The following is a 21270-nucleotide window of genomic DNA, read 5'->3' on the forward strand; positions in this document are numbered from 1 at the left end:
GATGGGGAAAAGTACGCTAACTCACGCGTTTTCACACAGCCTGGGCCAATAGCGGACCTAATTAGGTCTCATGAAATAGTAGGCTGGGCCTCCTAGTCTGGCAGCAGTTCTAGTGTTCGAGCACGAAAAAGATCACCTCACGAAACACGAAGGCAGCCGCGCCCCAGGCCAGCAGGCTGGCGGCACCGATGCCGACGAACCAGAGCAGGCGTCGCGGAGTTTCACTGATGGCGAATCCTTTACGCATGACTAGTGATAGCCCATGTCACGGCTGACCTTGCCGCGAAATATCCAGTACGACCACCCCGTATAGAACAGGATGAACGGCAACAGGATCACCAGGCCCACGAGCAGAAAACTCTGTGTTTCCGGCGGCGAGGCAGCGTTCCATATGGTCAGATGCGGCGGAATGATATGCGGCCAGAAGCTCGCCGCGAGCCCGCCATAGCCGACGATGAACATCGCCAACGAAAGCAGGAAAGGCGCGTACTCCCGCCGCCGGCTCACGCTCCAGTACAAGAAATACGACACCACGATCGCGGCGATCGGGAACGGCACCAGCCACAGCGCATGCGGGAAACCGAACCAGCGCTCGGCATAGTTGCCGTCGAGGAACGGCACATAGATGCTCACCACCGCCATGAACACGATCACGGCCGTCAACAGTACGCGCGACCAGCCATAGGCGCGCCGCTGCAACAGGCCGGTGGTTTTCATCACCACCCAGGTCGCGCCCAGTAGTGCATAGCCGGCCACGAGTGCAGTGCCGGTAAGCATCGTGAAGCCCGAAAACCAGTCGAACGCGCCGCCGACATACTGGGCGCCGTTGGCCTCGATGCCCTGCACGATCGCGCCGAGGGTCACGCCCTGGAAGAAGGTCGCCAACACCGAGCCGAGAAAGAACGCCGTGTTCCAGCCGAACTTGCGCCGCGCCTTGAAGCGGAACTCGAAGGCCACGCCGCGAAAGATCAGCGCGATCAGCATGCCGGTCAGCGGCAGATAGAGCGCCGGCAGCAGCACCGTATAGGCCGGCGGGAAGGCCGCGAGCAGCGCGACGCCGCCCAACACCAGCCAGGTCTCGTTGCCGTCCCATATCGGCGCCACCGAATTCATCATGATGTCGCGCTCGGCCTCGCCATAGGCCACGCCCGACAGGATGCCGATGCCGAGCACGAAGCCGTCCAGCAGCACGTACATGATCACGCCAAAGCCAATGATCCCGAACCAGATCAGCGGCAGGATTTCGACCGTACTCATCGTTTTTCTCCCACCGGCTCATCGGGATACGACAACGGCCGGGCCGGCGTCGCATATGGATCGGGCACCGGATGCGCAGGCGCCTTCTCGGGCCCGGTACGCACCACGCGCACGATGTAATACAGCCCGGCGCCGAAGACGATGCCGTAGACGATCACGAAAGTGATCAGTGTCGCCAGCACGCTCGGCGCCGCCACCGGCGACAGCGAGTCGGACGTGCGCAGCAGGCCATAGACCGTATACGGCTGGCGCCCGATCTCGGTGGTGATCCAACCCGCCAGCACCGCGATGAAGCCCGAAGGAATCATCGCCACGAGATAGCGGTGATAGAGGCGCGAATCGAACAGCCGACCGCGAAATGCCAGCCACAGACCGAGCATGCCGGCAATCAACATGAGGATGCCCAGCCCCACCATGATCCGGAACGAGAAGAAGATCGGCGCGACCGGCGGACGCTCGCTCTCCGGGAAATCTTTGAGCCCGACCAGCTCGCCGTTCCATTCGTGGGTGAGGATCAGGCTGGCGAGATTCGGCACCGCGATCTCGAAGTGATTGGTTTCGTTCTCGGCATCCGGCCAGGCGAACAACGCCAGGGCCGCGCCCTCTTCGGTCTCCCAATGGGCTTCCATGGCAGCGACCTTGGCCGGCTGGTATTCCAGCGTCTTCAAACCGTGAAAGTCACCGGCGACGATCTGCAGCGGCGTGACGATGGATACGAACGCCACACCCATGATCAGCATCACGCGCGAGGCCTCGTGGGCCGTGCCCTTGAGCCGATACCAGGCGCCGACGCCCAGAATCACGAACGCCGTGGTCAGGAAGGCGGCCAACACCATGTGCACCAGCCGGTACGGGAACGACGGGTTGAACACGATCTTCCACCAGTCAACCGGATAGAAGATACCGTCGCGCAGTTCGAAGCCGTCCGGCGTGTGCATCCACGAATTCGCGGACAGAATCCAGAAGGCAGACAGCATGGTGCCGATCGCGACCATTGCGGTCGCGAAGAAATGCAGTTTCGGGCCGACCTTGTTCCAGCCGAACAGCATGATCCCGAGGAAGGTCGCCTCCAGGAAGAAGGCCGTCAGCACCTCGTAGGAGAACAGCGGGCCGAGTACCGGCGCGGTGGCTTCCGCGAACACCGACCAGTTGGTGCCGAACTGAAAGCTCATCACGATGCCGGAAACCACGCCCATGCCGAACGACACGGCGAAGATCTTTACCCAGAAGTGATACAGCCTGCGAAAGACATCGCGACCGGTGAGCAGGTGCATGCCTTCGCACATCGCCAGCCAGCTCGCCAGACCGATCGTGAATGCCGGGAACAGGATATGAAACGACACCACGAACGCGAACTGTATTCGCGACAGGATTTCCGGATCGAGAGCCATGCTTTTCACCTAGGAAGCTGCTTATCGAAGTATACCGGAGGGGGTATATAGCGTCACTATCCAATCGCGACTTAAATTACATGGCGGCTACGGAGAATAAGTCGGACCGCAGGGAGACGCTTGATTCAGATATGACGCACTAAGGAGGCTGTCAATGTATAATTTAGTAGGGCTTATTTCCTAGCTAGTAAACACAATGTCCGAAAATGCCGACATCCTTCCTTTCGACCAGGAATGGGAAGCCAGCAAGTCCGCACTCATTCGGCGTCTGAAACGCGTCGAGGGGCAAGTTCGCGGCTTGCAGGCTATGCTGGAACGTGATGCCGAATGCGAGGACGTAGCGGTTCAAATGACCGCTGCCCGCAAAGCGCTCGACCGTACCTTCTATAACATGCTGTCCTGCGTAATCGAGCGAGAGCTGTCTTGCCAGAAGCTTGATGCGGCCGATGCGCGCGAGCGTCTTAAGTACGCAACGGAGCTATTGTCACGCTACGGCTAGGTACGAGTTGCCAAAAGAAACCGATCGGCTAGCCACCCGCCCAATAATATGGCGGGGAGAAAGATAGCGGCTTCTCGAAAGTTGAATACCAAGGCTGCCAAGGCCGGTCCGGGGCAATAACCTGCTAGCCCCCAGCCAACTCCAAAGAGGGCGGCGCCCGATAGTAATCGTCGATCGATAGTCAGCGAGCTGGGTCGGTGGAATGTAGACCCGAATAGCGGGCGTATCCGTTTTCCCAAGAAAGCATTCGTAAGGCTGAATACGGCGAGAGCCATGGCCATGACCAGAGCAAGGCTCGGATCCCACCGGCCCACGGGATCCAGAAAAGCGAGCACTTTCTCCGGGTTCACCATTCCAGAAATCGTCAGCCCGATACCAAAGACCAGGCCGGACGCTAGCGTGATCACGTACTGCATCCGCTCAGCCCGTAAAAAGATGTCGCGTGATAACCGCTGTAACCACGCCGCAGATAAAGAAGACAAGGGTGGCAGCAATGGATCGCGTCGAACCGCGCCCAATTCCGCACACGCCGTGGCCGCTGGTGCAGCCTGACCCTAATCGTGTGCCCATGCCAACCAGCACTCCGCCAGCTATCAAACACGACGTTATTCCGTTAGATCCGGGCGTGGCTTGGGTTTCGGCCAGTGCCAGTCCAGCCCGCGTAGCATGACCTGCCAGTACAGGGCGGGGAAGAATTGGCTTTTGATTGGCCAGTACATTCGCCGCGAAGTGCGCGGATCCAATGGGAAACTAGAGACCACTTCACCACCGTAGCGGAATTCGGCCAGCATGACCTTGCCATGGGCGACCGTGAGTGGGCACGCCCCGTAACCGTCGTAAGTACGTTTTTTAGCCGATTCCCCCAGGGCCGCGCGCAGTTCAGCGACCACGACTGGGAACTGGCGGCGTACGGCGGCCATGGTCTTCGCATTAGGGGTGTCGGTGCAGTCACCCAAAGCCAGCACATTATCGTAGCGGGTATGCGTGAGCCGGTTCTTATCGACGGTGACCCAGCCGGCGTCGCCCGCGAGTGGACTTCCCTTGATAACGTCCGGCGCAGACTGCGGCGGCACCACGTGGAGCATGTCGAACGCACGCGTTACTGGCCCATCGTCAGTCGAAAAGGTGGCTTCGTGCTTTTCACCGTCCACGGCCACTAGATTGTGTTTGAAATAGGGCGTCGCTCCATACGAAGCAATAACTTTATCGAGCTCCCGTGCATAGGCGGGGACCCCGAACATCGCACCGCCTTGATTATAGAACCCGATCTCCGCCGATATCCCGCGTTTGCGCAGTGTATCGGCGGTCAAGTAAAGCGCTTTCTGCGGAGCGCCGGCGCACTTGATTGGCATAGCCGGCTGCGTAAACAACGCCTTGGCGCCATCGGTCAGCGATTGGGCCAACTCGTGGGTATAGGGTGCGAGGTCGTATCGATAGTTCGAGGTTACGCCGTTGCGCCCCAGTGTCTCGGACAGACCATCAATGGCTTGCCAGTCGATCTGGAGGCCTAGTGCCACTACCAAAAAGTCATAGGTGACCGACTCGCCGGAGGCCAACTCGACGCGATTTTCGTCGGGTGCGAACGCACTGATCGTGGCCCGGATCCAGCGGGCCTTGTCCGGCATAACTTCTTCCTCGCGCCGCTTTGTGTCTTCGGCCCGCATGTCGCCACCACCTACGAGCGTCCAGCCCGGCTGGTAGTAATGCACGTCGCTCGCCTCGATTACAGCGACATCAAGTTGAGGCGATTGCCTCAGTAGGGCGGCGGCGACTGATAGCCCGGCTGTACCACCGCCCGCGACAACGACGCGATGATGGCTTGTGTTGCTCGACATGATTTACTCCGTCTTGCTACGTATACCCCTAAGGGTATAATAGAACCCGAAGGCATTTGCAAATAACCGATTCTTAGGTTGGTGCAATTCTGGTTTCCACAGATTAGAAGGAAGACAACCATGGCGAGCGGCACTCCGGAAGTCGTCGGATTCTTCGACGAAAAGACTTTCAGCGTTCAGTACGTCTGTGTCGATACAGTCAGCAAACACTGTGCGATCATCGACCCGGTACTGAACTACGACGAGAAATCGGCGAGCACGAGCACGGAATCCGCCGATGAGATCGCGGCGTTCGTGCAGTCGCGCGGGCTCACGGTCGACTGGATTCTGGACACACATCCGCATGCGGACCATCTCTCGGCAGCGATCTATCTTCAGGGGCTTTTCGACGCGCCGCGCGCGATCGGCGAGCACGTCATCGACGTCCAAAAGCTCTGGAAGAAGATCTACAACTTCGGTGACGACTTCAAAACTGACGGACACCAGTGGGATCGGCTTTTTGGCGATGGCGACACGTTCACTGTCGGCGAGCTTGAGGCGAGGGTTATGTATTCGCCGGGTCATACCCTGGCCTCGATCACCTACGTGATCGGCGATGCCGCGTTCGTGCACGACACGCTGTTCCAGCCCGACTTCGGTACCGCACGAGCAGATTTCCCAGGCGGCGATGCAGCCACACTCTATCGCTCGATCCAGGCCATTCTTGAGTTGCCGGACGAGACTCGCCTTTTCACCGGTCATGACTACATGCCGGATGGGCGAGAACCGCGCTGGGAGTCCACGGTGGGCGAACAGCGGGAGCGTAACCCGCATCTGCAGAACATGGACGAATCCGCGTATACGGCCTTGCGAAACAAGCGTGATGCGGAACTACCGCTGCCCGCGCTCATGCTCGCCGCGCTTCAGATCAATACGCGGGGAGGGCGCCTCCCTACGCCGGAGAATAACGGCACCGCGTACCTGAAGATCCCAGTGAACGCTTTCTAAAGAGAGCGAGGCAATGCGCAACGTTCCTCACCGACGGGCCGGAGCGAGTCGCACACCTACTCATTCAGCATCTGGAGAACGATATGAGCTCGATTAACACCGGGATAGATGAAGAAGGTCGGATGAACACCGGCGAAGGTTTGAAAAAATTGCTCGCTGATTCTTATACGTTGTATCTGCAAACGCATAACTTCCATTGGAACGTGACCGGCCCGCGCTTTCGCGAGTTGCATCTTATGTTCGAGGAGCAGTACACGGAGTTGGCTGCGGCCGTGGACGAGATCGCGGAGCGCATACGCTCGCTCGATCAGGTCGCGCCGGGTACATATCGCCAGTTCTCGACTTTGAGCTCGATCTCCGAGGTCGAAGACGTGCCTAATGCAGATCGTATGGTCGAGGTTCTAGGTGCGGGACATGAAAAGGTCGTGATGACATGCCGGGATGTACTGCAACGCGCGCAGCATGCCGGTGACGAGTCTTCGGCGGCTCTTGTCTCTGATCGTATGCGCGTGCATGAGAAGACGGCTTGGATGTTGCGGGCGATGGCTAGCTAAGAGAGCGCACGAACATTCTTACTGGGGCACGACAGCGTAGCCGCGACTTTGAAAGATCACCAGATCGCTGAGCGCCGACAATGCAACATCGACCTCATTGTTGACCCATGACTGATCGAACGCATGCTTGGCGAGCGCCTGGCCACATACGTGCAGGGTAACGCCCGCCTTGCGTAGGGCGGCGATCAGCGCGGTGTTGGGGTTGGCCTGTCCGAACTGCTTCTCGTATTGGGCGTCATTCAGAATACCGGGTGTCGCTGGTCCGTGAACCACAACCACGAAGTCGAGCTTTTCAGCGGGCACGCCGGCCGATGCGAACACGTTCACGGCCCGTGCGACGCGTTCCAAGCCCGGGTTCAGCTGGTCGGGGCTCTTCGCTGCTTTGGTCACATCGAATACGGCTTTGTGCTCGGCCTTGACTGAGGGCTGATTGGCTGCTTCGGGGAGTGGTTTGATGCCGCCATAGCCTTCGATGGCCGGGTAGCGCCAGTCGCCCCCTGCGGCCAAGGCGGGGCCAACACTAGCCAATGCGACACTCAAGATGATGAGAGTTGTACGAAACATTGGGGTCATAACGAGCTCCTTTATGCGTTACTGAATGGTTGAACACTGGGCTGGGTGCGCTCGATCCAGTGCCTCCCAAGGCTCTGGGTCAATGTCAGCCCGGGTGTGCCGGATATCGGTTGATACGGCCACCCATGCGACTCCAAACCAGCCAGTCTTCGTTCGAACGTTAGGCGACGCTCGAGAATTCGAACGACGGTGGCCTTAGCCGACGTGGTCGTATTTGCGTCGGTAGCAGTGGGATCATCGATTCGCTCACCCAACGCAGGAATGGCTTTTTGCTGCGCCGTGACTGCCGTTGGCAGGTGCAACGCGTCAGCTGAAGATGCCTTGATGACCACGATTGCCGCGCTGAACGCCCTGATCAGGGTTTGGGTCCCAGAATCTTCTCTACGTCGTCGCCGCGTGGCATGCCCTGTTTGAGTCCGATATCCCCGTTGGTCTTGCGATAGAGAATCGTCGGCGTGGCGAAATAGCCCAAGGCCTCCATGAGGGCGTTGTTGTCCTGGACCTTGTCGCGAGCGGCGTGCGAAATATTCTCGGTGACTTCGATACCGCCGCTGGCGTAGTTGCGCTCCTGGCGTTCCAGTGCAGCCTCCGGATCATCAGCGCCGACGATCGTGGCGGCCTTCGGCACGCTGTCGGCTTTGAGAATACCGACCATGACGTGGCGGATCTGGACGTCACCCGCTTCCACCCAGGGGCGTGCTGTCTGCCAGAACTGGTTGCAGTAAGGGCAGTTCGGATCGGTGATCTCGTAGACGATACGGGGCGCGTCGGCGTCACCATCACGGACCCAAGTGGCGTCTTCCAACTGGTCCCAAGCCTTCTTGTTCTGCGGTCCCGACGATATACGCTCCAGAGGGTCGGCCGTCAGATTGTTGCCCTGTTCGTCGACTAGCGTGCCGAGTACTGCATGCTTGCCGTCCTCCGTTACATAAATCGCCATTGGCCGGCCCTGGACGGTAGCGGCGTATCCGGTCAGCCCGCTTGGGGCATCGAAAGAGCCGAGAATATTCATTCCACGATCCTCCATCGCCGCCACGGGCGCCGGTGAATCGGATTCTTCTTCGGGGGCGGCCCATGCGACCAGCGCGTACATGCCGATGGCGGTAGCGGTGATCGTCAGGATTAGAGATAGTCGTGCGGTTCTGGTCATGGTTGTTCCTCATCATCGTGAGAAGAAGCAGTGGGCGCCGTGTCGAAACGTTCGAGAGCGGCGGTGAGAGTCGCGCGCGACAGCTGGCCCAGATGGCTGTCGACCAAACGCCCGTCGCCGTCGTAGAACAGTGTCGTAGGCAATGCGGCTGATCCGGCCTGCTTGGCCAGATGCCCGCCCGAGTCGCGCAGCACGTGTTCGATGTGCAGATCCTGACTGTCCAGGAAACTCTGGATGGTGGGCGTTGCCTCGGCCTGGTTGGCGAACACGAACAGCACGTCGTCGCGCTCGTTCTGGGCGGCCTCGAGGACGGGCATCTCCGCACGGCAGGGCGGACACCAGGTCGCCCATAGATTGACCACCATCGGCCGGCCCTCGGCTTCGGCCTGTAGCGTAGCTAGATCGGTGGCGCGGCCATCCAGCGTCTGCAGCCGTGCCTCGGGCAGGCTCGCCGCCTGCTGTTCGATCAAGGTGAGCGCGCCGCCGGTCAGCCCCCAGGCGAGGCCGCCGGCGACCAGCGCGGCGGCCAGCGGTGCGCGCAGCAGCGGCCGGCGCCAGACCACGAAGCTTGCGTAGGCGGCCATGCCCAGCAGCCCGCCGATCGCATCGAAACCGCCGTCACGAATGTCGAAAATGCCCAGCGGCGCCGGGCGGTATTCGCCGAAATAGCGGATCACGAACACCAGCCGGGCCGCCACCGCGCCGGCCAGCGCCAGGTTGAACAGCGTGTCGGTGATCGGCACTTCACGCCGGCGCGCGGCAACCTTGCCGGCTATCAACGCCGTAATCAGCGCGAAAAGCATCAGGGCATGGGCGACCGAGATCGCCAGCGGGCCGAGGTTGAAGGACAGCATCAGGAATTCTCCAAGTCGTCACGTGCGCGCTCGAGGTGATCGAGGAAGGCCTCGGCGTCCAGCTCGCCGACGATGCGCGCGCTGCGGGCCTCTTCGCCGTCCGGGCCGATCAGCAGCAGGGTGGGTGGGCCGACGACGCCGTAGTGGCCCATCAGCGCGCGGTCGGCGGCGTCGTTGTCGGTCACGTCCGGGCGCAGCAGCTGCACGTCGTCCAGTGCCGCCTGTACGCGGGCGTCGCCGAAGACTTCGGATTTGATCACCTTGCACGAGATACACCAGTCGGCGTAGAAATCCACGACCGTCCAGCGGCCGTTTTCGCCGGCCTTGGCCACTTGCGCATCAAGAGCGTCGAGATCGGACACGGGCTCGAAACGGGCCATGAAGTCGTCTGTCTGCGCACCGGCTTCGCCGCCCGCGTCGGTCGTGTTCGCGGGCGCGCCGGCAAAGGCCAGCGGCCGCATCGGATCGCTGGCGCCACCGGCGGCGCCGATCACCAGCAGCGCGCCCCAGAGGCCGATCAGAAGGCCGGCTACGCGCGCGATCATCGCTAGCGGTAGCGTCGCCAGGGCGGCGCGCAGCGCGACCTGATAGAGCGTGGTGCCGATGGCGAGCAGCCACGCGCCCCACAGTCCGAGCATCCAGGGGGCGGGCGTCACGCGGGCGACGAACCACAGCGCCATGCCCAGCAGGACGAAACCGAACACCGCCTTCACGCCGTTCATCCACGGCCCCGGGCGTGGCAGGAATCGGGCCCCGAGGCTGCCGGCGAGGACCAGCGGCGCGCCCATGCCCAGGCCGAGCGCGAACAGCGCGCTGCCGCCGATTAGCACGTCGCCGGATTCGGCGATGAACAGCAGCGCCCCGGCCAGCGGCGCGGTCATACACGGGCCGACGATCAGCGCCGATAGTGCGCCCATGACCGCCGCGCCGCCGAGGCTGCCGCCGCGCTGGGCGCTGCTGGCGCGATCCAGCCGGTTACGCAGGGCCGCCGGCAGCTGCAACTCGTAGACGCCGAACATCGCCAGCGCGAGTGCCACGAACACGAGCGCGAATGCGCCCAGCACCCAGGGAGTCTGAAGTGCGGCCTGCAAGTTGGCACCGGCCAGCGCCGCGGCGACGCCGAGTAGGGCATAGGTCAACGCCATCGGCAGCACATAGGCCAGCGACAGAGTCAGGCCGCGCCGGCCGCGCGCGCCGCTGCCCACGATCAGGCTGGTCAGGATTGGAACCATGGGCAGTACGCAGGGTGTGAATACCAGCAGCAGCCCGAGCCCGAAGAACACCAGTAGCACCCAGGCCGTGTTGCTGTCTGACAGCTGCGCGGCCAACGACTGATCCTCGCCGAGGGCGTCGGATTTCCCGGCTTTGGCTTGCGCCGTCGTAGTGCCGGCGCCTTCGTCGTTCGAGTCCACGGGGGCGGCCGTGCCGCCGCCCAAGTTGTAGTCGGCCAAATCCAGCGTTGCGCGCTGCGGTGGATAGCATAGGCCGGCCTCCGCACAGCCCTGCCAGGTCAGTTCGACGGTTTGAGCGTTACCGGGGTCGACGCGGACCGCGACCGAGTCGTGATATACCTCGGATTTGCCGAAGAATTCGTCCTCGATGGGCTGGCCGTGCGGCATCTCGACGGCGGCCACAGGTGCCGGTTTGCCGGCAAAATCGAATTGATGCCGATACAAATAGTAGCCGTCAGCGATCGTCCAGCTTACGGTCAGCGTGTCGTCCGCGTTGACCGAGACGTCATAAGTAAAGGCCTCGCCCACGGAAAGGAAATCGTTTGACGAAGCCGTACCGGCGGCCAGCGCACTGGGACCGCACAACAAAATCAAGACCACAATGGCCAGCCGACGATACGGGAAAAGAGTCATCTAACGCGCTCCTGTCTGCACTGATGCACAAGATAAGGACCGCGGTTAAGTCAGGATTAAAAAGCCTCTCGCATCAGCAACGGCGCTAGGTGATGATCCACCAGCAATGCCGTGAACAGTGCCATCAGGTAGAAGATCGAATAGCCGAAGGTGCGCATCGCCAGCCCCGGCTTCGGCGCGTATTTCAGCCGGATCGCGTAGATCAGGAACCAGCCGGACAGGCCGATCGCGCTGATCAGATACAACGGTCCGCTCATGCCGGTCGCGAACGGCAGCAGCGACACGATGAACAGCAGCACCGTATAGAGCAGCACCTGGGTACGGGTGTACTCGAGCCCGTGGGTAACCGGCAACATCGGAATATCGACCTCCGCATATTCGCGATGGCGCTCGATCGCTAGCGCCCAGAAATGCGGTGGCGTCCAGATGAAGATAATCAGGAACAGGATCAACGCGTGCACGTCGACTGTTCCGGTGACGGCGACCCATCCGAGCACCGGCGGAGCCGCCCCTGCCGCACCGCCAATGACGATGTTCTGTGGCGTCGCACGCTTGAGATAGACGGTATAGACGCCGGCATAGCCGACCAGCGTGACCAGCGTTAGCCAGGCGGTCAGTGGGTTGACCAGCCAGAGCAGGATCGCCATGCCGATCAGGCCGATGGCGGCGGCAAAACGCGCCGACTGCACCATGTCCAGATGGCCAGTGACCAACGGGCGCTTGCGGGTACGCGCCATGCGCTGATCGGCCTTGCGATCGAGCATCTGGTTAACCGCGGCGGCGGAAGCTGCCATCAGCCCGATGCCGAGCGTGCCGAAAAGAAGTGCATCGATCGGCACCATACCGGGCGTGGCCAGAAACATGCCCACCATCGCGGTGAACACGATCAGAAGCACCACGCGCGGCTTGCACAGCTCGTAGTAATCAGTAAGACGCGTAGGCATGCGCATTATTGAATCGATGCGCACGAAGAATAGCGCGCTACGCCAGCTCGCGCGGGTCGATCTTCGGCGGCTGCTCGAAGGTGTGGTACGGCGCGGGCGATGCCACTGTCCATTCCAGGCCTCGTGCGCCTTCCCATACACGTCCGGTCGCCTTCTTCCCGGCACCGCGCATGCACATGATCATGTTGTAGATGAACACGAACTGCCCGAGGAAGAACAGCAGTGCGCCCAGCGACGAGATCATGTTGAAATCGGTGAACTGCACCGCGTAATCCGGGATACGACGCGGCATGCCGGCCAGACCCAGGAAGTGTTGCGGGAAGAACAGTACGTTGATCCAGACCGCACTCCACCAGAAATGGAACTGGCCGAGCTTCTCGTTGTACATCACGCCGGTCCACTTCGGAATCCAGTAGTAGATGGCTGCGATGATCGAGAAGATCGCGCCCGGCACCAGCACGTAGTGGAAGTGCGCGACCACGAAGTAGGAATCGTGATACTGGAAGTCGACCGGGGTGAGCGCCAGCATCAGGCCCGAAAAGCCACCGATGGTGAACAGCACGACGAAACCGAGCGCGAACAGCATCGGCGTCTCGAAGGTCATCGAGCCACGCCACATGGTGGCAACCCAGTTGAACACCTTCACGCCTGTCGGTACGGCGATGAGCATGGTCGCGAACATGAAGAACAGCTCGGCCGAGACCGGCATGCCCACGGTAAACATGTGATGCGCCCACACGATGAAGCTAAGGAACGCGATCGAGGCCACGGCGTAGACCATCGAGTCATGCCCGAACAGCGCCTTGCGGGCGAACGTCGGGATGATGGTCGACACGATGCCGAAGGCCGGCAAAATCATGATGTAGACCTCCGGATGCCCGAAGAACCAGAAGATGTGCTGGAACAGGACCGGGTCACCACCACCCGCGGCATCGAAGAAGGTCGTGCCGAAGAAGTGATCGGTCAGCAGCATCGTGACCGCACCGGCGAGCACCGGCATCACCGCGATAAGCAGGTAGGCGGTGATCAGCCAGGTCCACACGAACAGCGGCATCTTGAGCAGCGGCATATCCGGCGCGCGCATGTTCAGGATCGTGACCACGATGTTGATCGCGCCCGTGATCGACGAAATACCGGCCAGATGGATGGCAAACACCATCAGCGGCAGCGCGTTACCGGTCTGCATGACCAGCGGCGGATACATGGTCCAGCCCGAAGCCGGCGCACCACCGGAAACGAACAGCGTGCCCAGCAGCATCGAGAACGCGAACGGCAGGATCCAGAAACCCCAGTTGTTCACGCGCGGCAGCGCCAGATCGGAACAACCGATCATCATCGGCACCATCCAGTTCGCAAGCCCCACGAACGCCGGCATGACGCCGCCAAAGATCATCACCAGCGCGTGCAGCGTGATCATCTCGTTATAGAAGCCGGGGTCGACAAACTGGATGCCCGGCGCGAACAGCTCGGCTCTGATTATCAGCGACATCACGCCGCCGATGAACAGCATGGTCAGCGAAAAGATCAGGTACAGCGTGCCCAGATCCTTATGGTTCGTGGTGCCGATCCAGCGTTTCATCCACGGCCATACGCCATCGGCCAGCGTCACCGGCCCGTGGTGGTGATCGTCATGACCGTGGTGGTCGTGGGTATCGGTCGGATTGACAGTACTCATCACAAACTCTCCAATTCGTAGCGCCCGACTTAGCTCGTTACTCCGTGACTAAGATTCGATCGAGCGAGCGGTAACCCACTCCTTTAGCCGTTCGGCTACCTCAGCCCGTTCCTCTTCAGTCAGGAGGGCCCCGATCTCGCAGCCGTGCCCGTGGCGTGTTACGAGAAGGCGCGACCGGCCATTTCGATGAACACTGCTGGAAAGCCGAACTTGTGTGAGTAGACGCGGAAATTCCCATTGGCGCTCGGGCTTAGCAGTACCCGCGACGATCTCAATACGTTCGTCGGTGATCGACACGATTTCCCGGTAGCTGTTCGCTTTTACGCTCGCATAGAGAGCGGTGCCGAGGGCCGCCATCTCGAGGCCGGCGAAGGGCAGAACTGGCCAGAGCCCTAACGTCATAAAAAACAGAGCGATAGAGAAAGAAACGCCGCACATGGCTAAGAAGCACCACTGTGCCTGTGCTCTCGTCAGCGATGCATTCGGGGCGATGACGAGACGACGGGTGGGCGTGTTGGATATTGCGTCGACCATAGCGATCTGGCTTCTATGGCAATATGGCTCGTGTTCAATAACATATACCCGTACGGGTATATAAACAATGGTCATGCAGGCAAACCTTTGCCCGCGGTTAATCCTCACTTCATCGGCTTCGGGATGATCCCAAGTACGCAAGAAAGAACTACTGAATGCATATACTTCTAATCGAAGACGATGCGCTAGTCGGGGCCGGTATTCGTTCTGCGCTCGAAACCGTTGGGTACACGGTCGATTGGGCGACAAGTGGGGAAGAGGCGGGGTTAGCTTTGAGTGCGGTGGCGAGCGATATCGCCATACTCGATCTCGGTTTGCCGGATATGGACGGCGTCGCGTTATTAAGGGATTGGCGCAAGCGCGGTGTCGCGCTCCCAGTGCTAGTCCTGACAGCGCGTGATGGTCTCGCGGATCGTGTGAGCGGGCTGCAAGCGGGGGCAGATGATTATTTACTGAAGCCCTTCGATCTCGATGAACTTATCGCGAGAGTACAGGCGCTGCTAAGGCGGGCAGGGGGCCACGCCGGACCGATTGTCGAGCATGGTCCAATCACTCTCGATCCCACGACGCAAACAGTGTATTGCGAGGAGCGGGAGGTTGAACTCACCCGCCGCGAATATGCGCTTCTGTCCAAGCTTCTGCATGCCCGGCGATCAATTCTCACAGCTGAGCAACTTAAGGACGCCCTCTACGGTATTGAGGCCGAGGTCGAAAGTAATGCGATCAACGTCCATATCTATCATCTGCGGCGAAAGCTAGGCGCTGGCCTCGTGCGCACGGTGCGGGGCTTGGGTTATCGATTGGGTAACGCTTCGGACATCGGTAAGCGGAGCACGCCTTGAGTTTACGCTGGCGTCTTTTATTAACACTGGGCCTGTCCTTTGCGGCGCTGTGGGGGCTCGTTGCCGTCTGGCTATATAGCGACTTGCAAGATCAGGTGCGCGATACATTGGACCAGCGTCTGGCTGCTTCCGCCCGGATGGTGGCGGGCCTGGTCGCCCAGTTGCCCGACTCGGCCTGGCAAAATACGGGCGACCCTGTTCTTTCGGTACCGAGCAGCGCTGGCGTAGCGTGTCAGATCAATGCGCCGAGCGGACGCGTTCTGATGCGCACCCACGGCCAATTCGACGATGGCCTCGAGTCGCCGGCACCCGGTTTCACCGACCGCGATATCGACGGCGAACGCTGGCGCTTGTTCACCTACGTTCAGAACGGCGTGCATATCACGACCGCTGACCGACTCGTCGAGCGTAGCGCCCTCCAACGCAACGTGATCGCGGTCGCAGCTGTGCCGTTTGCCGTAGCACTGCTCGGCAGCCTGGTAGTGCTCTGGTTCGGTATAAGACGCGGACTCCGCCCGCTCGAGCGTTTGCGTGGCGAACTGTCCCGACGAGCGCCGGATACACTCATACCAGTCGAAATCGACGATGCGCCTAAAGAGCTCCGACCTGCGGTCGATACGCTCAACCAGCTGCTCGTCCGAACCGGCGAGACGCTCGCCCGCGAACAGCGTTTCACCAGCGATGCCGCACACGAACTGCGCACTCCGCTGACAGCAATCAAGACCCATGTTCAGCTTGCCAAACGGCTCGACGGAAATGAGGCGTACGCCGCGCTCGCACAGGCCGAGGCGGGTATCGCGCGGCTGCAGCGCACGCTCGAGCAATTGTTACTGCTCGCACGGGTCGAGGCTGGCGAGTCGCATTTCGATATGGCGCAGGCGACAAGTTCGGCGATCGCAACCGCAGCGTTGGCTGATCTGCCGAACGGCGGACGCGTCGGGATTCATGAGAATGGTGTGGCGATACCCGTTGCGGTGCCCAAGGCGCTCGCCACTGCCGCTCTGCGCAATCTGCTCGATAACGCGCTGCGGCATACGCGAGCCGATCGTGAGGTCTCGCTGGCTATTGAAGTCAAAGCGGCGCGCGTGACGTTCGTCGTTTGCGATCAGGGTGATTGGCCTGCCGATCGTGACACGCAACCCCTGACCCAGCGCTTCTGGCGTGGCGAGGCGTCGCGCGCGGGCGCCGGCAGCGGTTTGGGACTAACCATTGCTGCCGCGATTGCCCAGCGCTTTGCCGGCGAGCTCGCCTTCGAGCCACGTCCCGGCGGTGGCTTGGCGGTGCGTCTTTCCTGGCCCCGAGCGGCACCGTCTTAGACGTGACCGGCCGATGACGCAAGCCGATGTCCTCACCAAATGCATCGTATACCGAGAACCGATCTAGTCGTTCAAAGTGGCGTCTCAGAATAGGAGGCGCAGGGTTTTCCCGGATACAGTCCTTAACGGCAAGACCTTATGTTGGGTCTGCGTAACATAGAGGCATCTAGGAGATAGTAGTGAGGAGTTCGGCATTGCCTGACGTGGTGGGCGTTGCGGCGCTGAGCACGATTTTACTGGCCGGTTGCACAGGTATGGGACGTACTGGGCCCGCTGCGGAAGTCGATGGCAGTCCCGACAGCATGAAAACGAACGTGCTCGAGGCCGGTGCAGACGCGTTACAGACCGATGCGCCGACGGATCAACTCGATATTTATCTGGTCGGGTTCCACCCGATGAAGAACAAACCAGAAGAGCAGTTTGAGGCGCATCACTTTTGCCAGCAGGTGAACGAAGATTTCGCACAATGCTCGCTCTATGACGGTAATACGTCCCACGCGAACATGACGGGTATCGAATACATAATTTCCGAAAAACTGTTCAAGCGGCTACCGGAGAAGGAAAAGCAGTACTGGCATCCGCATAACGGTGAAATTCTTTCGGGCCAGCTTGTCGCGCCCAATCTTCCCGAAGCGGCTGACCACGAGCTGATGAAGGAGAAGATGAACAGCTACGGCAAAACCTGGCATACCTGGAATACAACACGTAGTGCTGAAGGAAAGGTGCGATTACCCTTAGGCGAACCGTCTCTGGCGTGGTCGTTCAACCGCTTCGGTGAGCCCAAACCTGGGTTGGTCGAGGATCGTGATAAGCGAATGAATATCGATACGGCCGACCGTCGGCGGAATCGGCAGGATCTGCTGCCTTTGGCGAAACCGCAGCAGGGCGTGGATGTGCTCAAAGGGCAGTTTCCGCGAGGCACCCAGGCGATTCCGGGTGTCGAAGATAAGTCGTCAAACGTGCAATCGCAGTGAATGCATGCAGAGCGAGGGGCTGAGCCTTAGGCCCTCGATCATTTTCGGGTGCCTGTCGAAGCCTTACGGTTGGGGAGCGGGGACTTTATTCCCGTGCAACGCGTGACCTCGTATCGCCAGGGCGCAACGTTTGTATCCAAATAGCGCTTATTTGGCGGGGTGTTTGCTAGCGAGCCCACGGAAGTGCCAAGTGAGTGGTTTCGGCCCCTGAATATAGCCGGAGTCGAGCGTGTCTATGGAAAAGCCTGCGTCGGTCAGTAACTCGGGTACGTTGCGATCCAGGTGACAACCGCCTGCAATATGCCGCCACGCCGGCGTAAGGCGCTGCTGCCAACGCGCCACTTTCGCCTCCGGCGAGCGGCCGTGTTCGCAGAACAGCATCGTGCCGTTCGGTTTGAGCACGCGGCGCATTTCGCGCAGGGCTAAGAACGGATCGGGAATACTACACAGACTATAAGTCACTAGCACGGTGTCGAAATGGTCGTCTTCGGCCGGTATCTGTTCGGCGCTAACGGCCATTAGCGATACGGATAGGCGCGTTTCGGACAGCCGTCGCCGCGCACGCGGATGCATTTCAGCCGCGGGATCAAGCCCGACGATCGTATCCACGTTCGCTGGGTTGTAGTGGGGCAGGTTACGGCCGGTCCCGATACCGATTTCGAGCACACGCCCGCGCGCCTGAGGAACCAGACGCGCGCGTTCACGCTCTACGGCAGGCAGGCCGCACGCGCAATCAAGCACGTGCGGCAGGATATAGCGGTTATACAGACCCATGCGGCAGACTCAGTCGAGTTTCTTTTGTATCGCGGCGAACAGGGGCGACTCGGGGTTTAGGCCCGCATCCAAGCCGACCTGAAGCGCTTCGTCCGCGTTTTTACCCTGAAGGTAGCGTGCACGATAGGCCATAAGCCCGCCCACGCGGTTCGAGCTCCCGCAATGCACGATTGCCGGGCGCTGATCCTCTGCGAGTGCTGCGTCAAGCGTGCGCGCACTCGCGTCGTTGATGTCCTCGGGGCCGGCGACAGGAATATGAACGTAATGCATTCCTGCTTCGGCTATCAGCGCGGCTTCATCGAACTCATCGAATTCGCCGGCGGGCCGCAGATTGACGACGGTTCGCACACCGCCAGCCAACGCTTCTTTCAGCTGTGCCGCTGACGGCTGGCCGGCTGCGACCACGTTGTTCTCAAGCGGGTGGGCATTGGCTATGTTCGAAGCGTAATCGGTCATGGGGTCTCCTTCGGTTCGAATGCGCGATTGGTCACGGCTGGTTCACCTTGGCGGCCGTTCCCGAGGGTGGGGCATCTTGACCGAGCACGACGCCGTTCACGGTCTGGCCGTACATCGAGTGCTCGCCGTGATATTGCTCCGCGGTCTCGCTGACCGATCCGGTGAAACGCGGATCCTGCGGGCGCTCTTGGCTATCGATAAATCGGGCCACATCCCAAGCCTGTTGATCGGATAGCGTCGCCGCGCCCAGCGGCATGTTGGCCTTGATGAAACCGGCGGCGGTGTTCACGCGATGCATGCCCGCGCCCCAGTTGTAGGAGCGCGGTCCCCACAGAGGCGGAAACGCCAGACTGCCGTCCGCCGCTCGCTGACCTTGCCCGTCACTGCCATGACACAGGGCGCAGTGGTCGGCGAACACCTGTTTGCCGCGTGTGAAGCTTGGTGGCTGTTCGGGGGCCTCGAGTTCGGAATAGCCGCGCCCCGGGAGATTCTTGGCAACCGGCGCGCCGCTGGCCAGCCAATAGGCATAGGACTCGAGCGCGACGAGCACCTCGTCACCGCGCGGCGGCGGTGTGCCGTTCATGCTGTAGCGAAAACAGCCTTGGATACGCTCGGCGAAATCGTTGACGTGCTTGTTCTTGCCACGATACGCGGGGTACATCGCCCACGCCGCCCAGAGCGGTGCGGAATCCGGCCGACGGCCTTCGTCTAGATGGCAATTGGCACATTGCAGGTCGTTACCGACGAATTGATCGGCGTGCTGCTGCGTGTCGGTGAAGATGTCGCGGCCTTTACGAACCATGGCGCCGAACTCGTCGTCCGGGATCTCGCTGCGTGCGGGTGGGGCAAAATCGTCAGCCGCACTCGCAGCGCCGGGCTGCGCCGCGCCCGGAAGCGGTTCGCTTCTCTCGGACGCCGCGTTACCCGATACAGCCACGTCCTCAGATTTCGTGGCGCTCTCTGTCGTGTCGCCTCTAGCTGCGGGAGCGGCGTTCGCAGTTTTTGCCTGTGCTGGCGTCGGCGCGCTCTGATCCCGCGTGCCAACCCAGAAAATAACTGCGGCGAGCATGGCAAACGACACCGCGACCGTTAAAAGCGGAATACGATTACTCATGATCTAGCCCCTTGGCGGGTGCCGGTGATTGCGCAGCGAAGTATTGGGCGACTGGCTTGATATCCGATTCGTCCAACTTAGCGGCGATCGACGCCATCAAACCCATGGGCCCGCCGGGTCGCTTGCCATTGCGCCAGGCCCGCAACTGACCTTCGAGATAAGCTCCTGGTTGGCCGGCGAGGGCGGGGAAGTGCTCGCCCACACCCACACCCGCCGGGCCATGGCATTGGACACACGCGGGAATATCGTTCGCCCAACGGCCATGTTCCGCGAGCTCGGCGCCAGTATCGGGTGGGTTATCCGATTGTCCTTTGCTTGCCTGCGCGCCTTCTGCGGAAAGCTGACTGTAATAGGTGGCCATCGCGCTTCGCTGGTCCGTGGACAACGCACTAGCAATCGGCTGCATGACCGCATTCTCGCGCGCGCCGCTGGCGAAGGCGTCGAGCTGCGCCTCGAGATAGGGCGCGCCGAGCCCGGCAAGGCGGGGAAAGCCGGCGGCCGCATTGCCTTCGCCATGCGCGCCATGGCAGCTACTACAGGGCGCGATGTTCTCGCCGAGGCCTTGATTCGCTATATCGCTTGGACTTGCCTGTACCCAAGGCGAGACCGATAGAAGCCACACAAGCGCAGAAAGGGTGCATTTACGTATTGCCATTGTTAGAGCCTCCGCTTGGACCATTCCATCGTACCCCTACACGTATCTGTATACTACCGAGGCATAAAGATAGAGCAATTAGTTCTATCGGAATTGATATCCAGATGGTGGATGAGCGCCATGAGTGTGATTTTCGGAGTTCTGGTAGGCCTTGCCCTTGGCCTGACAGGCGGAGGCGGTTCGATTTTCGCAGTGCCGCTATTGATTTACGGCCTCGGCGAACCGGCGCAGGCTGCGATAGCGGTATCGCTCGGCGCAGTCGCAATTACCGCGGCGTTCGGGGCAGCAGAGTCCTATTGGCGCGGGTTAATCGAACTCAGAGCAGGACTCATCTTTGCAGTGGCAGGAGTTGCGACTGCGCCGGTCGGCGTCTATCTGGGCGATCTGGTTGACGAAGCTACGATTACGGCGCTATTCGCTGGCGTGATGATCCTCGTGGCTACAAGGATGTTTCGAAGCGCGCGCCGTGCGGGTGATGACTCGAAAGTCGTACGGGCGAGGCCGGCCGCCGACGCTCATGACGACCCGGGCACCGTTTGTCACTACAGCCGCGATGGCCAACTCCGGCTGAACGCGCCATGTAGCGCAGCGCTTGTAGCCGTCGGAGTTCTCGTCGGTGTCCTCTCCGGCTTTTTCGGCGTGGGTGGCGGCTTTCTAATCGTACCGGCGCTGATCATGATCACCGAAATGGGAATTCACAGAGCCGTCGCAACTTCCCTTTTGGTGATTACGCTTATTGGGTTATCTGGACTCACATCAGCGGTTTTTTCCGGTCGTGATATCGACTGGGCACTGACCGGCTTATTCATACTCGGTGGTGTTTTGGGGATGATCGGGGGCCGTACGTTGTCACGCTATATCGCTGGCCCGTCGCTACAGCTGGTTTTTTCGATCGCCATGCTGCTCACTGCCGGCTACATGATATTCAAAACGTTCTCGTAATTGAGGAATCACACTGACCAATGGCCGCATGCGGCCCAGGCTGTGTGAAAACGCTCCCACCGGCTAAACTTCTCTCAGG

Annotated in this window: 23 protein-coding genes; 7 read left to right on the forward strand and 16 right to left on the reverse strand. The window is 60.7% G+C overall.

Translation table 11 applies throughout. The features are described from left to right. Nucleotides 1-109 precede the first annotated feature (109 nt). Genes T5B8_RS19410 through T5B8_RS19420 form a run of 3 tightly spaced genes read right to left on the reverse strand, consistent with a single transcriptional unit; the run spans nucleotide 110 to nucleotide 2648 of the window. Nucleotides 110-247 (reverse strand): DUF2474 family protein, encoded by a 138-nt coding sequence (locus T5B8_RS19410; protein ID WP_353180944.1) that lies wholly within the window; start codon nucleotides 245-247, stop codon nucleotides 110-112. 2 nt (nucleotides 248-249) lie between these two features. Further along, nucleotides 250-1257, reverse strand: coding sequence for a cytochrome d ubiquinol oxidase subunit II (cydB, locus tag T5B8_RS19415; protein ID WP_353180945.1), 1008 nt, complete (start codon nucleotides 1255-1257; stop codon nucleotides 250-252). Next, nucleotides 1254-2648 (reverse strand): cytochrome ubiquinol oxidase subunit I, encoded by a 1395-nt coding sequence (locus tag T5B8_RS19420; RefSeq protein ID WP_353180946.1) that lies wholly within the window; start codon nucleotides 2646-2648, stop codon nucleotides 1254-1256. Before T5B8_RS19420 ends, cydB begins: the two co-directional genes overlap by 4 nt. A 196-nt stretch (nucleotides 2649-2844) precedes the next feature. Here T5B8_RS19420 and T5B8_RS19425 point away from each other — a divergent pair, with 196 nt between their 5' ends. Beyond that, nucleotides 2845-3147 carry a metal-sensing transcriptional repressor gene (locus T5B8_RS19425; protein WP_209065014.1) on the forward strand — a complete coding sequence of 101 codons (303 nt, stop codon included), beginning with the start codon at nucleotides 2845-2847 and terminating at the stop codon, nucleotides 3145-3147. On the opposite strand, the gene T5B8_RS19430 is transcribed toward T5B8_RS19425, so the two are convergent. Further along, the gene (locus T5B8_RS19430) at nucleotides 3144-3563 is read right to left on the reverse strand and encodes a DUF6691 family protein (RefSeq protein ID WP_353162969.1); all 420 of its coding nucleotides are present in this window, start codon (nucleotides 3561-3563) and stop codon (nucleotides 3144-3146) included. The genes T5B8_RS19425 and T5B8_RS19430 overlap by 4 nt on opposite strands. Nucleotides 3564-3752: 189 nt before the next feature. Next, nucleotides 3753-4982 carry an NAD(P)/FAD-dependent oxidoreductase gene (locus T5B8_RS19440; protein WP_353162964.1) on the reverse strand — a complete coding sequence of 410 codons (1230 nt, stop codon included), beginning with the start codon at nucleotides 4980-4982 and terminating at the stop codon, nucleotides 3753-3755. A gap of 120 nt (nucleotides 4983-5102) precedes the next feature. Between T5B8_RS19440 and T5B8_RS19445 the strand changes: the two genes are divergently transcribed. Continuing rightward, nucleotides 5103-5969 (forward strand): MBL fold metallo-hydrolase, encoded by an 867-nt coding sequence (locus tag T5B8_RS19445; RefSeq protein ID WP_353162961.1) that lies wholly within the window; start codon nucleotides 5103-5105, stop codon nucleotides 5967-5969. 83 nt (nucleotides 5970-6052) lie between these two features. Further along, on the forward strand, nucleotides 6053-6523 hold the full coding sequence (locus T5B8_RS19450) for a Dps family protein (protein WP_353162959.1): 471 nt from the start codon (nucleotides 6053-6055) through the stop codon (nucleotides 6521-6523). 18 nt (nucleotides 6524-6541) lie between these two features. On the opposite strand, the gene T5B8_RS19455 is transcribed toward T5B8_RS19450, so the two are convergent. From T5B8_RS19455 to T5B8_RS19485, 7 genes are all read right to left on the reverse strand, one after another. Next, entirely contained in the window at nucleotides 6542-7096 is a 555-nt protein-coding gene (locus tag T5B8_RS19455) for a DsrE family protein (protein ID WP_209065004.1), read from the reverse strand. Nucleotides 7097-7451: 355 nt separating this feature from the next. Further along, a complete protein-coding gene (gene dsbG / locus T5B8_RS19460) occupies nucleotides 7452-8246 on the reverse strand; it encodes a thiol:disulfide interchange protein DsbG (RefSeq protein ID WP_353162954.1) in 795 nt (264 codons plus the stop codon). Next, nucleotides 8243-9100: a prolipoprotein diacylglyceryl transferase family protein gene (locus tag T5B8_RS19465; RefSeq protein ID WP_353162951.1), complete on the reverse strand. Its 858-nt coding sequence runs from the start codon at nucleotides 9098-9100 to the stop codon at nucleotides 8243-8245. Before T5B8_RS19465 ends, dsbG begins: the two co-directional genes overlap by 4 nt. Beyond that, nucleotides 9100-10965, reverse strand: a complete 1866-nt coding sequence (gene dsbD, locus T5B8_RS19470) for a protein-disulfide reductase DsbD (protein WP_353180947.1) — start codon at nucleotides 10963-10965, stop codon at nucleotides 9100-9102. Before dsbD ends, T5B8_RS19465 begins: the two co-directional genes overlap by 1 nt. Before the next feature lie 56 nt (nucleotides 10966-11021). Continuing rightward, entirely contained in the window at nucleotides 11022-11909 is an 888-nt protein-coding gene (gene cyoE, locus T5B8_RS19475) for a heme o synthase (protein WP_348767896.1), read from the reverse strand. A gap of 37 nt (nucleotides 11910-11946) precedes the next feature. Then, nucleotides 11947-13584 carry a cytochrome c oxidase subunit I gene (ctaD, locus tag T5B8_RS19480; protein ID WP_209064995.1) on the reverse strand — a complete coding sequence of 546 codons (1638 nt, stop codon included), beginning with the start codon at nucleotides 13582-13584 and terminating at the stop codon, nucleotides 11947-11949. Between the two features lie 48 nt (nucleotides 13585-13632). Beyond that, nucleotides 13633-14193, reverse strand: coding sequence for a DUF2244 domain-containing protein (locus T5B8_RS19485; RefSeq protein WP_353162946.1), 561 nt, complete (start codon nucleotides 14191-14193; stop codon nucleotides 13633-13635). An 80-nt stretch (nucleotides 14194-14273) separates the two neighbouring features. Between T5B8_RS19485 and T5B8_RS19490 the strand changes: the two genes are divergently transcribed. The 3 genes from T5B8_RS19490 to T5B8_RS19500 all read left to right on the forward strand — a co-directional run bounded on the left by T5B8_RS19490 (nucleotide 14274) and on the right by T5B8_RS19500 (nucleotide 17250). Beyond that, nucleotides 14274-14960, forward strand: coding sequence for a response regulator (locus T5B8_RS19490; protein WP_353180948.1), 687 nt, complete (start codon nucleotides 14274-14276; stop codon nucleotides 14958-14960). Continuing rightward, nucleotides 14957-16276, forward strand: a complete 1320-nt coding sequence (locus T5B8_RS19495) for a sensor histidine kinase (protein ID WP_209064991.1) — start codon at nucleotides 14957-14959, stop codon at nucleotides 16274-16276. Before T5B8_RS19490 ends, T5B8_RS19495 begins: the two co-directional genes overlap by 4 nt. Nucleotides 16277-16530: 254 nt before the next feature. Then, nucleotides 16531-17250, forward strand: coding sequence for an OBAP family protein (locus tag T5B8_RS19500; RefSeq protein ID WP_353180950.1), 720 nt, complete (start codon nucleotides 16531-16533; stop codon nucleotides 17248-17250). A 147-nt stretch (nucleotides 17251-17397) separates the two neighbouring features. Here the strand turns inward: T5B8_RS19500 and T5B8_RS19505 are convergent, their stop codons facing one another. From T5B8_RS19505 to T5B8_RS19520, 4 genes are read right to left on the reverse strand one after another with little or no spacing between them, the layout of a single operon-like run. After that, nucleotides 17398-18024 (reverse strand): class I SAM-dependent methyltransferase, encoded by a 627-nt coding sequence (locus tag T5B8_RS19505; RefSeq protein ID WP_209064990.1) that lies wholly within the window; start codon nucleotides 18022-18024, stop codon nucleotides 17398-17400. Between the two features lie 9 nt (nucleotides 18025-18033). After that, a complete protein-coding gene (locus tag T5B8_RS19510) occupies nucleotides 18034-18480 on the reverse strand; it encodes a protein tyrosine phosphatase family protein (protein WP_209064989.1) in 447 nt (148 codons plus the stop codon). Between the two features lie 31 nt (nucleotides 18481-18511). Then, on the reverse strand, nucleotides 18512-19594 hold the full coding sequence (locus T5B8_RS19515) for a c-type cytochrome (protein WP_353162934.1): 1083 nt from the start codon (nucleotides 19592-19594) through the stop codon (nucleotides 18512-18514). Further along, entirely contained in the window at nucleotides 19587-20249 is a 663-nt protein-coding gene (locus tag T5B8_RS19520) for a c-type cytochrome (RefSeq protein WP_353180949.1), read from the reverse strand. Before T5B8_RS19520 ends, T5B8_RS19515 begins: the two co-directional genes overlap by 8 nt. Nucleotides 20250-20369: 120 nt before the next feature. Between T5B8_RS19520 and T5B8_RS19525 the strand changes: the two genes are divergently transcribed. Continuing rightward, nucleotides 20370-21191: a sulfite exporter TauE/SafE family protein gene (locus T5B8_RS19525; RefSeq protein ID WP_209064986.1), complete on the forward strand. Its 822-nt coding sequence runs from the start codon at nucleotides 20370-20372 to the stop codon at nucleotides 21189-21191. Nucleotides 21192-21270: the final 79 nt, after the last annotated feature.

The sequence above is a fragment of the Salinisphaera sp. T5B8 genome, from assembly GCF_040361255.1.
Taxonomy (GTDB): domain Bacteria; phylum Pseudomonadota; class Gammaproteobacteria; order Nevskiales; family Salinisphaeraceae; genus Salinisphaera.